This window comes from Rhodopila sp., assembly GCF_035548095.1.
Classification (GTDB): Bacteria; Pseudomonadota; Alphaproteobacteria; order Acetobacterales; family Acetobacteraceae; genus Rhodopila.
Genome location: NZ_DASZUV010000001.1, coordinates 259,098 through 274,606, shown reverse-complemented (window position 1 = coordinate 274,606; position 15,509 = coordinate 259,098). Strand labels below are relative to the sequence as shown.

General features: G+C 67.8%; 14 protein-coding genes. 8 read left to right on the top strand and 6 right to left on the bottom strand.

Features of this window, described 5'->3' with window-relative positions; all coding sequences use genetic code 11:
* The first annotated feature begins 18 nt into the window (after positions 1 to 18).
* Positions 19 to 837, top strand: a complete 819-nt coding sequence (locus VHC04_RS01195; RefSeq protein WP_325677087.1) for an enoyl-CoA hydratase/isomerase family protein — start codon at positions 19 to 21, stop codon at positions 835 to 837.
* A 185-nt stretch (positions 838 to 1,022) separates the two neighbouring features.
* Positions 1,023 to 2,429 (top strand): patatin-like phospholipase family protein, encoded by a 1,407-nt coding sequence (locus VHC04_RS01190; protein WP_325677085.1) that lies wholly within the window; start codon positions 1,023 to 1,025, stop codon positions 2,427 to 2,429.
* Positions 2,430 to 2,454: 25 nt separating this feature from the next.
* Here VHC04_RS01190 and VHC04_RS01185 read toward each other — a convergent pair whose 3' ends face one another.
* Positions 2,455 to 3,969, bottom strand: a complete 1,515-nt coding sequence (locus tag VHC04_RS01185; RefSeq protein WP_325677083.1) for a tetratricopeptide repeat protein — start codon at positions 3,967 to 3,969, stop codon at positions 2,455 to 2,457.
* Positions 3,970 to 4,099: 130 nt separating this feature from the next.
* Between VHC04_RS01185 and VHC04_RS01180 the strand changes: the two genes are divergently transcribed.
* The 3 genes from VHC04_RS01180 (at position 4,100) to VHC04_RS01170 (ending at position 6,727) form a co-directional block, all read left to right on the top strand.
* Entirely contained in the window at positions 4,100 to 5,131 is a 1,032-nt protein-coding gene (locus tag VHC04_RS01180; protein ID WP_325677081.1) for a ligase-associated DNA damage response exonuclease, read from the top strand.
* Positions 5,132 to 5,136: 5 nt separating this feature from the next.
* Positions 5,137 to 5,649: a cupin domain-containing protein gene (locus VHC04_RS01175; RefSeq protein WP_325677079.1), complete on the top strand. Its 513-nt coding sequence runs from the start codon at positions 5,137 to 5,139 to the stop codon at positions 5,647 to 5,649.
* Positions 5,650 to 5,932: 283 nt separating this feature from the next.
* The gene (locus tag VHC04_RS01170) at positions 5,933 to 6,727 is read left to right on the top strand and encodes a DUF4436 family protein (protein WP_325677077.1); all 795 of its coding nucleotides are present in this window, start codon (positions 5,933 to 5,935) and stop codon (positions 6,725 to 6,727) included.
* A gap of 112 nt (positions 6,728 to 6,839) precedes the next feature.
* Here the strand turns inward: VHC04_RS01170 and pyk are convergent, their stop codons facing one another.
* Both pyk and VHC04_RS01160 read right to left on the bottom strand, forming a co-directional pair.
* Complete coding sequence (gene pyk / locus VHC04_RS01165) at positions 6,840 to 8,273, bottom strand: pyruvate kinase (RefSeq protein WP_325677075.1); 1,434 nt, start codon at positions 8,271 to 8,273, stop codon at positions 6,840 to 6,842.
* 66 nt (positions 8,274 to 8,339) lie between these two features.
* Entirely contained in the window at positions 8,340 to 9,623 is a 1,284-nt protein-coding gene (locus VHC04_RS01160; RefSeq protein WP_325677073.1) for a glycerate kinase type-2 family protein, read from the bottom strand.
* Between the two features lie 194 nt (positions 9,624 to 9,817).
* Between VHC04_RS01160 and VHC04_RS01155 the strand changes: the two genes are divergently transcribed.
* From VHC04_RS01155 to VHC04_RS01145, 3 genes are all read left to right on the top strand, one after another.
* The gene (locus tag VHC04_RS01155) at positions 9,818 to 10,129 is read left to right on the top strand and encodes a DUF1244 domain-containing protein (RefSeq protein WP_325677071.1); all 312 of its coding nucleotides are present in this window, start codon (positions 9,818 to 9,820) and stop codon (positions 10,127 to 10,129) included.
* A 524-nt stretch (positions 10,130 to 10,653) separates the two neighbouring features.
* Positions 10,654 to 11,889, top strand: coding sequence for an ABC transporter substrate-binding protein (locus VHC04_RS01150; RefSeq protein ID WP_325677069.1), 1,236 nt, complete (start codon positions 10,654 to 10,656; stop codon positions 11,887 to 11,889).
* A gap of 143 nt (positions 11,890 to 12,032) precedes the next feature.
* A complete protein-coding gene (locus VHC04_RS01145) occupies positions 12,033 to 12,299 on the top strand; it encodes a DUF2312 domain-containing protein (protein WP_325677067.1) in 267 nt (88 codons plus the stop codon).
* Positions 12,300 to 12,545: 246 nt separating this feature from the next.
* Here VHC04_RS01145 and VHC04_RS01140 read toward each other — a convergent pair whose 3' ends face one another.
* The 3 genes from VHC04_RS01140 to VHC04_RS01130 all read right to left on the bottom strand — a co-directional run bounded on the left by VHC04_RS01140 (position 12,546) and on the right by VHC04_RS01130 (position 15,472).
* On the bottom strand, positions 12,546 to 13,457 hold the full coding sequence (locus VHC04_RS01140) for a YeeE/YedE thiosulfate transporter family protein (RefSeq protein WP_325677065.1): 912 nt from the start codon (positions 13,455 to 13,457) through the stop codon (positions 12,546 to 12,548).
* Positions 13,458 to 13,650: 193 nt separating this feature from the next.
* Positions 13,651 to 14,583, bottom strand: a complete 933-nt coding sequence (locus VHC04_RS01135) for a branched-chain amino acid ABC transporter permease (RefSeq protein WP_325677063.1) — start codon at positions 14,581 to 14,583, stop codon at positions 13,651 to 13,653.
* 1 nt (position 14,584) lies between these two features.
* Positions 14,585 to 15,472, bottom strand: coding sequence for a branched-chain amino acid ABC transporter permease (locus VHC04_RS01130; protein ID WP_325677061.1), 888 nt, complete (start codon positions 15,470 to 15,472; stop codon positions 14,585 to 14,587).
* Between the last annotated feature and the right edge of the window lie 37 nt (positions 15,473 to 15,509).

The following is a 15,509-nucleotide window of genomic DNA, read 5'->3' as shown; positions in this document are numbered from 1 at the left end:
ACCACTGGGAGAAACACCATGCCATCGCTCGACAAGATCTACGACTATAGCCAGTACGGCGGCCTGAAGGTTGAGAAGCGGGACAAGGTGATGACCATCACCATGAACGAGCCGGAGTCGATGAACGCCTTCTCGGCCGACATGCACTATTCGATGTCCCGTATCTGGGAGGATGTGCACGACGACCCCGAGGTCAACGTGGTGGTCCTGACCGGGGCTGGGCGCGCCTTCTCGGCCGGCGGCAATGTCATTGCCATGCAGCAGAAGATCGACAACCCGGCACTGTGGGACGCAACATCGTTGCCGGAGGCGAAGCGGATCATCTTCCGCATGCTGGAATGCGACAAGCCGGTCATCGCGCGCGTGAACGGCCACGCGGTCGGCCTCGGCGCCACCATCGCGCTGATGTGCGACATCATCATCGCCGCCGACACGGCGAAAATCGGTGACCCGCACGTCAATGCCGGCCTCGTCGCCGGCGACGGCGGTGCGTTGATCTGGCCGCAGTTGATCGGCTTCGCCCGCGCCAAGGAATACCTGTTCACGGGCGACCTGATGTCGGCGGCCGAGGCGCATCGCATCGGCCTGATCAACCACGTCGTTCCGCCGGACCAACTGGACGAGAAGGTCTACACGCTCGCCCGGCGGCTGGCGGCGGGGGCGATGAAATCGATCCGCTGGACCAAGCAGGTGATCAACATTCCGCTGCGGCAGATCGCCCATTCGACGATGGATCTCAGCCTGAGCCTGGAGACGCAATCGAACCTGTCGAAGGATCACCAGGAGGCGGTGTCGGCCTTCGCGGCCAAGCGGGCGCCGAAGTTCACCGGCGGATAGCCCGCCGTCTGACGGCGTGCGCCGAACCGGGACCATGCGCAGCCGCTCGATGACCATTCCCCAGGGAGTGCGACGTGCCGGAGCACACCGTGCCGGAAAGCGAGATGGCCGAGCGTAACAGACCCAAGCGTAACAGACCCAAGCGCAACAGACCCGGGCGCGACAGATCCGGCGCCCGGCGCTTCGTGAGCCGGCGGGTTCGGGTATGGGCGGCCCGCGGGCTCGCGGCCATCGCGGCCGTCGCCCTGGCATCCGTGCTGGCCGGGTTCTTCTGGCAGCCGGCGCTGTTGCGCGAACCGGCCTGGACCCCGGCCTCCGGGCCAATGGAATTCGGCGGCGGATACCGGCTCGCCGACTTCCTCGGCGATCCGCACGCGCAGATCATGACGGCACTGGCCTTTTCGGGCGGCGGCAAGGGTGCCGCGGCGTTTGCCCATGGCGTATTGCGCGGGTTGCGCGACATCCCGGTCCCCAGCGTGACCGGGATGCCGATGACGCTGCTCAGCCAGGTCGAATACATATCCGCTGTGTCCGGCGGCAGTTTTGCCGCGGCGCATTACGGGTTGTTCCGAGAGGCGAGCTTCGAGACGTTTCCCGCCTTCCTGCATGCCGACGTGGATGCAGAGATCCGGCGGCTATACCTGCTGCCCTGGCACTGGGTCTGGTTGCTGCGAGGCGGGGCGTCCGATGATTATATGGCCACGGTCTACGACCGGTTGCTGTTTCACGGCGCTACCTATGCCGATATCGCGCGGCAGGGTGCTCCCGTGGTGTCGGTGAACGCCACGGACCTGGGCACCGGCGCCAGCTTCCCGTTCACGCAGGAAGGCTTCGATCTGATCTGCGACGACCTGGCCCGATTTCCCGTCGCGCGTGCGGTGGCGGCCAGCAACGGGCTGCCGGTGCTGTTCAGTCCGATCAACCTGAAAAGCCACCGGCCGGACTGTCCGCCGGTCACCGTCCCGGCGCCCCCCGATGACGGGTCGCCGGATGTCGAGCGCCGGTTGCGCTATATCCGAGCATGGGTGGCCCGTTTCTCGGACACCGACCAGGTGCGCTACCTGCATCTGGTGGATGGCGGCGTCGCGGATAATCTCGCCTTGCGGGCCCTGCTGACGATCGTGCTGACCAGCGATCTGCACAGCATCCCGCGGGAGAAGATCATATCGACGCGCCGCCTGCTGCTGATCAGTGTGGACGGTGAGGCGGCGACCGGGCGGGACCTGTCCCGCGAGGCGCGGATTCCCGGCCTGTCCGTGCTGGCGGCGACGGTTTCAGGCATTGTCATAGACCGATATAATTTCGATACGATCGTGCTGGCCGAGGCCGAGATGCGGCGCCTGGTCGACCGTCTCAAGGCCGCCCGGTGCAGGATTGGTCCGGTTCTGGCTGGCCATCCCTGCGACGATGTCGACGGTCTCATGGTGCACCTGGACCTGAGAGACATTCCCGACGCCAGGGTCCGGCAGCATCTGCTGGCGACGCCGCTGGGCCTGACCCTGCCGGATGCGGATATTGATCTGCTGGTGACCTGGGGGGAGCGGGTGGTGCAGGCGCATCCGGCAATCAGGCGGTTCCTGGCGGGGCTGTGATCCCGCCGTCGCCGGCGAGCATGCTTCAGGCCCGCTGCACGGCCCAGGCGTCCAGGTTGTGCATCACCTGTTCGATCACCGAATGCCAGTCGCCGGGATGCCGCTGGCGGAACAGGCGCATGGTGGGGTACCAGGGCGAATCTTCCCGCTCTCGCAGCCAGCGCCAGTTCGCGGGATGCGGCAGCATGACCCAGGCCGCGACGCCCAGGGCGCCGGCCAGATGTGCCTCCACCGAATCGACCGCGATGACCAGGTCCATCTCGGCGATCAGGCCGGCGATCTGGTCCACATGGGTCAGGCCCAGCGAATGATCGGCCATGTCGGCGGCCTGGGCAAAGGTCGCCTGTTCCTCATTGCTGGCGACGCGCTGCAGGGTGTGGCACTCGATGTCCGTACGGGCCAGCAGCGGCGCCAAAGCGCCCGGAGGAATGCTGGCCGACAGCATCGAGGCGGCGCCGCGCCACGCCAGCCCGACGCGCATCTTCCGCCATGGCTTCAGTGCCTGGCGCCATTGTCCGCGGACGAAGTCATCGGCTGTCAGATAGGGCACGGCATGCGGGATGGTCTTCAGTGAGGTCGCGAATATCGCCGGCAGGCTCAGCAGCGGGCAATGCAGGTCGAACGCCGGCACGGGATCCGCCAGTTCCGACGCCGCGGACACGCCGGGCACCGTGGCGCACAGGCGGCCGAGGTCCGGCTGCACGCGCAGCAGCACCGTCGCCCCGGTCGTCGCGACCAGGGTCGCGTAGCGGACGAACTGGACGGTATCGGCGTAGCCCTGTTCCGCGTACAGCAGGATTCGCCGCCGCTTGATCCGCTTCTGCCCGTGCCAGGCGGGCTGGGTGAAGGGAGCAGTGCCGAGGATGTCCAGCCGCGCTTCGTGGTCCCGCCAGGCGCCTGGCATGTCCCCGAGTTCCAGGCGGGCGAGGGCGCGGCCATAGCGGGCGCGGCTTTCCTCGGGCCGCAAGGCAAGCGCCTTGTCGTATTCGGTGATCGCCTCCTGCGCGCGTCCCAGCCGCGCCAGCACGTCGCCCATCAGGCCATGAGCGGCCGGCTGGTTCGGGTTTGCCGCTAGCTCCGCCCGAGCCCAGCGTAGCGCTTCCTGGTGGTTTTCCAGCGCTGTGTATGACGCTGCCAGGCTGGCCCGCAGACCGGGTGCGTCTGGAACCAGCGCCGCGGCACGCTCCAGGAACGGGACGGCCTGCCTGGGCTTGCCGGCCAGGCGCAAGGTCTCTCCCAGGTCCATCAGCGCATCGGCCTGCATCGGATTGACCGCGACGGCCTGCCGCAGCAGCCATTCCGCGCCGGCCAGGTCGCCGATGCGGCGCTGCTGCTGGCCAAGCAGAAGCAGCGCGTCCGCTTCCCGTGGGCCGAGCTGGCCGATCAGCATGCGGACGAGCGCCGCGGCCTCGGCGTGGTGGCCGGAAGCGACGGCGGCGAAGGCGACCTCCAGCAGGCCCTGCGCGTAGCCGAGGGTGGTCGAGGTATCGGTATGGCCTGTCACGAAGCGCGGCCCGTGTCCCGTCGGGTGATGGCGCATCCTACCCGTCCGAGGCGCCGCCGCGACAGGGGGCACGGTGGGGCTGGAAAGGCCGGCTCAGCGAGGCAGCCGGCCGGATGGTTCAGCCGGCGGTCTGGTCAAACCGGCCGAGGCCGCCCACATCCGCGGCATGCCGCATCCCGATACCTGGCTGAAAGTGCTGCCGCAGGGCCTGTATTGCGAGCCGGGAGGATTCTTCATCGATCCGCTGCGGCCGGTCGATCGCGCGATCGTCACGCATGGCCATTCGGATCATGCGCGGGCCGGGCATCGTGCCGTCCTGGCCACCGCCGAGACCCTGGCGATCATGCGCGCGCGGTTGGGTGACGGGGCCGGCGGGTCGCGGCAGGCATTGGGCTGGCACGAGGCACTGACCATCGGCGAGGTCCGCGTCTGGCTGGCGCCCGCCGGCCATGTGCTTGGCAGCGCGCAGGTGGCGATGGAGTATCGGGGTTCGCGCGCCGTGGTCAGTGGCGATTACAAGCGTACCACCGATCCGACCTGCGCCGGTTTCGAGCCCGTGCGATGCGACGTGTTCGTCACCGAGGCGACCTTCGCTCTGCCGGTCTTCGTGCATCCCCCGCCGGCGCATGAGATTGCGAAGCTGCTGGACAGCGTCGCGCTGTTTCCGGGTCGCACCCATGTCATCGGCTGCTATGCGTTGGGAAAATGCCAACGCCTGATCGCCCTGCTGCGCGGGGCCGGCTGGGACCGGCCGATTTTCCTGCATGGGGCACTGGCATCGATGTGCGATGTGTACCGGCAGTGCGGCGTCGAGCTGGGCGACCTGCGGCCGGCGACGATGGCCGCGAAGGCCTCGCTGGTGGGCGCGATCGTCCTGGCGCCGCCAGGGGCCATCGCCGACCGCTGGGCTCGGCGGCTGGAGGATCCGGTGGCCGGGCTGGCATCGGGCTGGATGCGGGTCCGCCAGCGCGCGAAATCGCGCGGGGTGGAGTTGCCGCTGGTGATTTCGGATCACGCCGACTGGAACGAATTGCTGGGGACCTTGTCCGATGTCGGCGCGCCGGAGGTCTGGGTGACCCATGGGCGGGAGGAAGCGCTGATCCATGCCGCCGGCACGATGGGGATTCGCGGCCGCGCGCTACGCCTGCTGGGCTATGGGGATGAGGAAGAGGGCGACACAATCACACCGGAGGCCTGACCGACATGACCGAGCCGCTGACCTTCACCTTCGCCGATGATGGCGAAATCCCGAACTCGCGCCTGCCCCTGCTGGTCTATCGCGCGGCCGTCCCGCCTGATCCGGTGGCCATCGAGCAGCTCTTCGCCCGGCATCGCTGGCCGCCGGCCTGGCGCAACGGCGTCTACGGCTTCCACCATTTCCACGGCAACGCGCATGAGGCGCTGGGTGTGGCGGGCGGTTCTGCCGGGGTGTTGTTCGGCGGCCCCGGCGGCCAGGTGCTGCGCGTGATGGCGGGGGACGTGGTTGTCATCCCGGCCGGTGTCGGCCATTGCTGCCAGTCCAAGTCGGACGACCTGCTCATCGTCGGGGCTTATCCCGATAACGGTCCGAATCCGGACACGCGCCGGGGTGATGCGCGCGGGCATGATGCGGCGCGCCGGGCAGTCGCGGCCGTTCCGGCTCCGGCGGCCGACCCGGTGGGCGGTGCCGATGGCCCGCTGCGCCGCCTGTGGAGCGACCCGCTGCCGGCCGTCTGACCCCGGTGAGGGTAGGACAGGGTCGGGTTGATCCTGTCATGCTCCGGCAATTCTTTAATTTCATTAAGAGTACGATCCGCAGAGTACGATCCGCGTCTTCTGGCCGCCGGCCTTGGCGACCGGACTCTAGCGGCGCCCTGGTCCGCCGTGGCAACAATTCCACGCAGTGGGGAATAGGGCAGTGGGAAATGAGGGCGCTCCGGCCGTGAGAGTTTCGCTACGCCGAACCGCAGCGCTGGCGGCGGGCCTGGGCGCCATAGCCCTGGCCTATGTGTTGATCACCATGACGACGATGGGGCTGCCACCACCGGACGAGCAGCAGTTCGAACGGCACGCCGGCGACGCTGGCCCGGCGCTGTGGGCCTACCTGGACATCCAGTCATTCGACCCGATGCGGTCGGAGCTGCAGGGGCAGCTCGATTTCTCGACCACCGCCGGCATGTTCGGCCACCGGTTCGGGGATCCGATCGCGCTGGATGCCGTCGTGATCGTCGCGGACGGAGCGTTCGAGCGGCACATTCGCCTGCGGCGGGACGAACCGGTGTCGCCCGTGCCAATTGGCGTGGACCTGAACCGTGGGCGGGTCGACGGGTATCCGTTCGATCACTACCGCGCGGAGGTGATGATCAGCGCGCGCGATGGCATTGACCTTGGGAAACGGCTCCCGTTGAAGGTCACCGTCTGGAGTCAGCACGCCGCGTGGCGCTACGACATCGCGCCAGCGGCCCAGGGCCTCGACGGGGACAGCATCGATCTTGATATCACCGTGCGGCGACCCAACCAGGTGCGGTTCTTCGCCGTCACGCTCTACACCGCGATGGGCGTGGTCGGCTGCATCGCCCTGACGATCGGTGTGCTGGTGTTCCTGCGCCTCCGCCGCGCGGACACCACGCTGGCGTCGGTGCTCAGCGGTATGATGTTCGCGTTGCCGGTGATGCGCTCGATCATGCCGGGCAGCCCGCCGCTTGGCGTGCGCGCGGACATTCTGGTCTTCCTGTGGGCCGAGGTGGCGGTCGTGATCGCGCTGATGCTGGTGGTCGTCACCTGGGCCCGCCACGGCGAGAAGGCTGCGCGCTGACGTGGCCCCCGCGAACCATGCGGAACCAGGGGCGGGATGGATAACGCCGTGAAGGGGATGCGGCGGATCAAAGGGGGAATGATCCGCCGGCCGGCGGCACCCATGCATCCGGCTATTTGACGGTTGCGACCCGCAGTGCGTTCGTCGTGCCGGACTGCCCGAACGGCACGCCGGCGGCGACGACGATTTCCTCGCCGTGGCTGGCAAATCCTTCCGACAGCGCGATGCGGGACGCGCGGTTGACCGCATCCGTCATCGAATGCGCGTCATGGCTGACGACCGCATGCACACCCCAGATCACCGCCATACGCCGAGCGACCTCGGCGGTGCGGGTCAGTCCGATGACCGGGGCGGCCGGACGCTCGCGGGCGACACGGAGGGCGGTGCTGCCGGAGTCAGTGAAGGCCACGATCGCCTTGGCGTGGATCGTGGCGGCGATCTGGGCGGCGCCGGCGGCGATCGCCGCGGCGGTGTGGGTTTCCGGCGGCGGGCGCGACGAATCGATCAGCGCCCGCCACTCGGCGTCCTGCTCCACCCGGGCGACGATCCGGTCCATCATGTTGACCGCTTCGTAGGGGTACTGGCCGGCCGCGGTTTCGCCGGACAGCATGACCGCGTCGGCGCCATCGAATACCGCCGTTGCTACATCCGAGGCTTCGGCGCGGGTCGGAGCCGGCGCGCTGATCATGCTTTCCAGCATCTGCGTCGCCACCACCACCGGCTTGCCCATCCGCCGCGCCAGCCGGACGATGCGCTTCTGCGCCAGGGGTACTTCCTCGGGCGGCAGTTCCACGCCCAGATCGCCGCGCGCGACCATCACCGCGTCGGTCAGGTCGAGAATGGTTTCCAGATTGTCCAGCGCCTGCGGCTTTTCCAGCTTCACCATGGTCCAGGCGCGGCCGGCGATCAGGTGCCGCGCCTCCATCACGTCCTCAGGCCGCTGCACGAAGGACAGGCCAATATAGCTGACGCCGTGGGCGACGGCGAAGTCCAGATCCTCCCGGTCCTTCGCCGTCAGGGCGGGAATCGGCAGCACCACGTCCGGGACGTTGACGCCCTTGCGATCGGACAGCGGACCGCCGACCACACATTCGGTCTCCAGCGCATCGGCCCGCTTGCGGGTGACGCGCAGGCGGAGCTTGCCGTCGTCCAGCAGCAGCGTCGAGCCAATGGCGGCGGCCTCGATGATTTCGGGGTGCGGCAGGTTCACCCGGTCGCGGTCGCCCGGTGTCGGGTTCAGGTCCAGGCGGAAGGTCTGGCCGGTCTGCAACTGCACCCGACCGCCGCCGAACCGCCCCACCCGCAGCTTCGGCCCCTGCACGTCGGCCAGGATGCCGATCGGCCGGTCGAAACGCTGCTCCAGCTCCCGGATCATCGCGATGCGGGCGGCATGATCCTCATGCGTGCCATGCGAGAAGTTCAACCGAAAGACGTCGGCGCCGGCCTGGAACAGGCGTGTGAGGGTCTCGATCGAGGAGCTGGACGGCCCAAGCGTGGCGATGATCTTGGTGCGCCGGCGGCGGCGCAGCTTCGGACGGGCGGCCATGACGGTTTCCCTTTGATGTGCGGTCCTGAGGGGGCGGCTTTCGGGGCGCGACCCCATCAGCCCGGGTCAGGCGATGATGATTGCTCTGATATCGTTAACATTTGTAAGGGTCGGTCCAGTGACAATCAGGTCATGCAAGGCACCGAAGAAGCCATGGCTGTCATGGGCGGCGAGGGAGGCGCGCGCGTCGAGGCCCTGAGCTTTCGCGCGTGCCAGCGTGTCGGGCGTCACCAGGGCGCCCGCGATCTCCTCCATGCCGTCGATGCCGTCGGTGTCGCCCGCCGTGGCCCAGATGCCGGGGGCGCCGGCCAGTGCGATCGCTAGACCCAGCAGGAACGTCGTGTTGCGGCCGCCCTTGCCGCTGGAATGACCGGACATGGTCACGGTGGTTTCCCCGCCCGACAGCAGCACCGCCGGAGGTCGCAGCGGATGGCCATGGGCGCGGACCGACCGCGCGATCCCGGCCATGACGGTGCCGACCTGCGCGGCCTCGCCCTCCAGCGCGTCGCCCAGGATAAGCGGCGTCAACCCCAATGCCCGCGCGCGCGCGGCCATGGCTTCCAGGGCCATCATCGGAGTGGCGATCAAGTGGAACTCGCTGTTGGCCAGCGTCTTCGGCGTCTCATCCGCGTCCTGGGCCAGACGCGCGGCCACGGCGGGTGAGGGGGTGATGCCGTAACGCGCGAGCAGGGACCGCGCATCGGCGAAGGTGGTGGGATCGGGGACCGTGGGGCCGGAGCCGATAACGGCGGGGTCGTCGTTCGGCACGTCGCTGATCGCCAGCGTCACCACCCGCGCCGGCGCCGCCGCCGCGGCCAGGCGCCCGCCCTTGATCGCCGACAGGTGTTTCCGGACCGTGTTCATTTCGGAAATGTTCGCCCCGCAGGCCAGCAGGGCACGGTTGATCGCCTGCTTGTCGGCCAGTGTCAGCCCCGCCACCGGCGCCGCCAGCAGGGCCGAGGCGCCACCCGACATCAGTGCGATCACCAGATCATCCGCGGTCAGGCCGCGGACCCGTTCCAGCAGACGCAGGGCGCCGCGCTCACTGGCTTCGTCGGGCACGGGGTGGGAAGCCTCGATGACCTCGATCCGCCGCGTCGGGACGGCGTGGTCATAGCGGGTGACCACGGTGCCTTCCAGCGGGACGTCGGGCCATGCCTCCTCCAGCGCCGCGGCCATCACCGCCGCCGACTTGCCACCGCCGACCACGATGCAGCGTCCCCTTGTCGGCTTGGGCGGCAGCCAGGCCGCCAGCACGCGCCGCGGGTCGGCTGCCGCGATGGCGGTGTCGAACAGGTCGCGCAGCGCGGCGCGGGCGGCCGTGTCAGTCCAGGGACCGGTGTCGCCCATGGGCGAATTCCTCCGTCATTCTCCGGTGCGGTGCCCGGTGGCGCTTTCCGGTGGCACTTTCCGGTGCGGCGAAGTATGGCGGACGCGCGCTGGCGACGCCATCTCTGCACAATCCGCCGCTTGGGCTGTATCAAGCAGCGTGGGATCCAATGTTCTGGATCGAACGCCTTGGTAGAGCATGGGAGAGAGACCGCATGTCCGCTCCGGACTTCGACACCGCGACCCGCACAGAGCTGGAGGCCGCCGCATTCCGCCGCCTGGTCCAGCACCTGCGGGAACGCACCGACGTGCAGAACATCGACCTGATGAACCTGGCCGGGTTCTGCCGCAACTGCCTCAGCCGGTGGTACCGCGAAGCCGCCGAGGCGAAGGGGATAACCCTGGCCGATCCGGACGCTCGGGAGATCGTCTATGGCATGCCCTATAAGGAGTGGCAAGCGAAGCACCAGACCGAGGCCGCGCCGGAACAGAAGGCCGCGCTCGCGAAGTCCCACCCGGGGCACTGACGGCGGCGGGACAGCCCCGGCTCTGCCTTATCGGCGCCGCCCTTCATCTTGACGCCGGTCCCGCGGACAGAACGCAACGATCGCGCACATGCCTGGGGTCGCCCACGAGACGGTTTCGTTAGCAACGAGGCGGACCGAACCCGTTCCCGCGGTTCCACGTGCCAGCTTCGGTGCGGACCTGGCGGCCCGGCGGCGGAGGCGCGGACGGCGCTGGAGTCCGCATTGTCGGCAATGGCCGGTCTTGCCGCGCCGGCCTTGCGCCGACTGTCTAATCGGATGGCGACCGCGAACCGATCGACGGGCCGGGCACCGGCCCGTGCGGCTTTTCGGAAATGCTGATGGTGAGCGGTTTCTCGGCGCGCCCGTTCGTTGGCGTGACATAGCGCAACGATGGGAAAGTGCTCGCGTCAACCGTGGCGGTGCAGGGTGCGGGATGCGCCGCAGCGTCTTGCATCTGTCGTGCGTCGCGTTGATACAGCGCCGGCAGGAACCCGTGCCATAGCGGCGCGGGAGGAGGATCGCCCATGAGACGACTGAAACAAGCCCTTGCCGCGGCCATGCTGTGCGCCGCCACCCTCACCGCCGGTCCCGTCCGGGCGCAGACCGCGCCGGCTGCTTCGGCGGAGCCGGTGCGCATCGGCATGATCCTGGACATGGCCAGCCTGTACGCCGACGTCACCGGTCCCGGCACCGAGCTGGCCGGCAGGATGGCGGTTGCGGATTACGGCGGGAAGGTGCTGGGGCGTCCGATTGAGCTGCTGATCGCCGACCATCAGACCAAGGCCGACATTGCCGCGTCGATCGCCTCCAAATGGTTCGATACGCAGAATGTGGTGGCGCTGATGGATGTGGCGGCGTCCTCGCCGGCGCTGGCAGTGATGAATGTCGCCAACCAGCGCAAGCGGATCGTGATGCTGAACGGGCCGGGCGCGGTGTCGATCACCAATGAGGCCTGCAACCCTTTCACCGTCCACTACACCTACGACACGTTCGGCAATGCCAACGCGGTGACCCGGGCGGTGCTCGCGAAGGGCGGGAAGACCTGGTACTATCTGACTGCCGACTACACGTTCGGCCATCAGCTGTCGCGCGACAGCGGGGCGGTCGTCACCGCCAATGGCGGCAAGGTGCTGGGCGAATCCCGGGCGCCGATCGAGACGGCGGACTTCTCCTCCTTCCTGATCGCGGCGCAGTCATCGGGCGCGCAGGTGATCGGGCTGGCGAATGCCGGGACCGACCTGATCAACACGGTGAAGCAGGCATCGGAGTTCGGGCTGACCAAGGGCGGCGCGACGCTCGCCAGCCTGGCGGCGAATATCAACGACATCCACAGCATCGGTCTACAGGCGACACAAGGCATGGTGCTGGCCGATACGTTCTACTGGGACATGGACGACGGCACGCGTGCCTTTGCCAAGCGTTTCTATGAAAAGTTGCACAAAATGCCGAACGGCCTGCAGGCAGGTGCCTATTCGGCCACCATGCACTACCTCCAGGCCGTGGACGCCGCCGGCACGACAGATGCCGAGGCGGTGATGGCCAAGATGCGGGAGATGCCGATCCAGGACTTCTTCGCGCATAACGGCAAGATCCGGGCGGACGGGCGCATGGTGCACGACATGTATCTGTTCCAGGTGAAGACACCGGCGGAGTCGAAGAGCGACTGGGATCTGTACAAGCTCGTGTCGACGATCCCGGGCGATGAGGCATTCCAGCCGCTGTCGCAGTCGCGTTGCCCGATGATCAAGGATCACAAGTAGCGTCTGACCGCGGGGCGGCATCGCTGCCGCCTCGCGCGCCGACCAGGGCGGCGGTTGTCCAGCCGGCGGCCGATTGCCGCCATTGACCGACCGGGACAGGGCGGTTATTGCCGCCCGCCCTGCTTGCTTGAAGGACCGGAGCGATGGCGAAAGCGGTGACGGAAGAGGAGATCAAGACCGGCGGCGTCGCGGCGGAGCGTCTGCGCAGCCTGGTCGAGCGCATCGAGCGGCTGGAGGAAGAGCGCAAGGCATTGGGCAATGACATCAAGGACATCTACGCCGAAGCCAAGTCGGCCGGGTTCGACGTCAAGGTACTGCGCCAGCTGATCCGCATCCGCAAGCAGGAACCCGCCGAGGTCGAGGAGGCGGAGACCCTGCTGGACGTCTATCGCCACGCCCTGGGCATGTAGCCGTCGGATCCGGCGGCGTTGATCTGACTGGTCCACCGTTGCTTCCTTTCAGGCGGGCGCAGAGTCCGGGCGGGGCAGGGCATCCGGTGCGGCGAGAGCCTCGTTCCTTCCCGTCATGACGGAGGGGCCTGCGCCCGCTGGGACGGACAAGGGTCTTTGCGCGCCTGGCGGAGGGCTTTGCGGCAGGGCGAACGCTGAGCGGGCCGCGATCGCCGGACCAAGCCCCTGCAGATCGGTCGAACCGGTTCAGGGGATTGGCCAGGTTGCCCAGCGACGGGTCGTTCGGATCAGGCCCAGCAGCAGCACCATGGTGGCGACAATCACCGCATAGGCGGCGACGGCGTGTGGGCTGCCGCTGGGTACGCCATAGACCAGCAGCAGGTCGTTGCCGCCGGGGATCAGCACGGCGCCGGCCGCCATCAGCGCGCCGCCGGCGGCTTCCCTCGCCATGGCGCCGGGATTGGGCCGCACCAGGCGAAAGGTGCGCCGAAACCGAGCCGTGACGGCTGCTCCCACCAGGACGGCGACGATGCACGCCACCACCTCCAGCCGGATCGGCAGGCCGGCTCTCGCTTCCTGGACCAGGCGCAGCCAGGTCCAGTCGCCGCGCAGGTTGGCCATCACCGCGAGGACCACGCCCAGGGTGGCATAGGCAAGGACGATCCGCCGTACGATATGGCGCCGCAGCATCACCAGCGGCGCCAGGGCGATGGCGGCGACGATGACGAGCCACGCCAGCCCGGCTTCGGCGGTGTCCGCCGCCGCGAGCCCGGGCAGCAGGGTCCCAGGCACCAGCAGCGTCGTGGCGATGGCTCCCAGCAGAGTGGCCACATAGCCCAGGTCACCCCGGCACAGGCGAGTGATGGTGCCGACCGCGCAGGCGCCGTTCAGCACCGCTCCCGCGCCGAACAGCGCGGCGCCGGCCAGGATGCGTGCCGTGGGCCAGGCCCAGGAAGCGGTCCGCAGCTGCCAGCCCATCGCCGTGTCAATGGTGAATATCGCCGTGGCGCACAGCAGGGTGACGAGGCAGCCCAGGACCAGGGCGAACTTGCGGTCGACCGCGTCGCGCACCGCTCGCACCACGCAGATGCTGCCGGTGTCGATCGCGCTACCGGCAATCAGGCAAAGCAGGATCGAAACCAGCAGCGGCCCGCTCATGCGGTTGAAGCCCTCTCATCCCATGGTTCTCGGTGGACGGTCCTGACGGCCCGCCCGAGCCGTTTGTCCGGGATGAGCTTGCCACGTTACGGAAAAGGCAGGGACCGCGCCGCCAAAAAGCGGCGGGTCTCTTCGGGTCGCCGCTGGTCGGGCCCATAGGGGTTGCAGATATCGGCGGTCGCGGGACCGCCGATCACAGCGCCAGTTTCAGCTTGGCGCCAAGCTCACCGATGATGCCGCGGCGGAAGGCGAGCACGCAGATCACGAAGATCGCGCCCTGGGTGACGGTAACCCAGGCACCAAACTGCGCCAGGTAGTTCTCCATCGCCGTGACCACGACAGCGCCGACGGCGGGCCCGAACACTGTGCCCAGGCCACCCAGCAGGGTCGTCAGCACGACTTCACCCGACGTGGAGTAGTGGACGTCGGTCAGTGTCGCGATGCCGAACACCAGCGCCTTGGTGCCGCCGGCCACGCCGGCCAGCGTGCAGGACAGGACGAAGGCGATCAGCTTGTAGTCGTCCGTCCGATAGCCCAATGAGGTAGCCCGCGGCTCATTCTCCCGGATACCCTTCAGCACCTGCCCGAACGGGGAGTGGATGATGCGGTGGATCATCAGGAAGCCCGCCAGGAATACGCCGGCGACCACCCAGTACATCGTCATGTCGTTGGACAGGTCGATCAGGCCGAACAGGGTGCCGCGCGGCACTTGCTGGATGCCGTCCTCACCGCCGGTGAAGGGCGCCTGCAAGCAGAAGAAGTAGATCATCTGCGCCAGCGCCAAGGTGATCATGGCGAAATAGATGCCGGAGCGACGGATCGCCAGGAAGCCCAGGACCAGCCCCAGCACGCCGCCAGTCAGGCCGCCCAGGATGATGGCGATCGAGGCGTCGATGCCCCAGTTCTTCATCGTCCAGGCCGAGATGTAGCTGCCCATGCCGAAGAACGCCGCCTGACCGAACGATAGCAGGCCGACATAGCCGATCATCAGGTTGAAGGAGCAGGCGAACAGCGCGGCGCACAGCACCCGCATCAGGAACACCGGATACAGCACGAAGGGGCAGAAGACGATCAACGCCACCATCACCGCGAAGGCAATGAGCTGCGGACGCGAAAAACCAAACATGTCAGGCCGTCCTTCCGAAGAGGCCACGCGGCCTGGCCAGCAATACGATCACCATCACCAGGAAGACGACGGTGGCCGAAGCCTGCGGATAGAAGACCTTGGTCAGGCCCTCGATCACTCCCAGCGCAAAGCCGGTGATGATCGAGCCCATGATCGAGCCCATGCCGCCGATCACGACGACCGCGAAAACGGTGTTGATGAAATTGGAACCCATGTTCGGATTCACCGAATAGATCGGCGCCGCCAGCACGCCGGCGAAGGCCGCCAGCGCGACGCCGGCCGCATAGGTCAGCGTGATCAGCCGCGGCACGTCGACGCCGAACGCCTGCACGATCGGCGCGTTTTCCGTCGCGGCGCGTAGCGTGGCGCCCAGCGACGTCTTCTCGATCGCGAACCAGGTGGCCAGGCAGACCACCAGCGCGGCGACGACGACCCAGCCGCGATAGACCGGCATGAACATGAAGCCCAGATTTACCGCGCCGCTGAACACGTCCGGAATGCGGTATGGCATGCCGGAGCTGCCATAGGCGTTGCGGAACAGGCCCTCAATGACCAGGGCGAGGCCGAAGGTCAGCAGCAGGCCATACAGATGGTCCAGCTTGTACAGGCGGCTGATGATGGTCTTTTCGAGGGCCAGCCCGAAGATGCCGACGATCAGCGGCGACAGGATCAGCGCCGGGAAATAGCCGATACCCAGGTAGTTCAGCAGCATCCACGCGACGAAGGCGCCCATCATGAACAGCGCGCCATGCGCGAAGTTGATGATGTTGAGCATGCCGAAGATGATCGCCAGTCCCAGCGACAGCATCGCATAGAAGGCGCCGTTAATCAGGCCCAGCAGCAACTGCCCGAACAGCAGCGGGCCGGGAATGCCAAAGATCATGATCATTGTGGTTTCCCGGCCTCGCCGTTCCCCCTCGGTGATG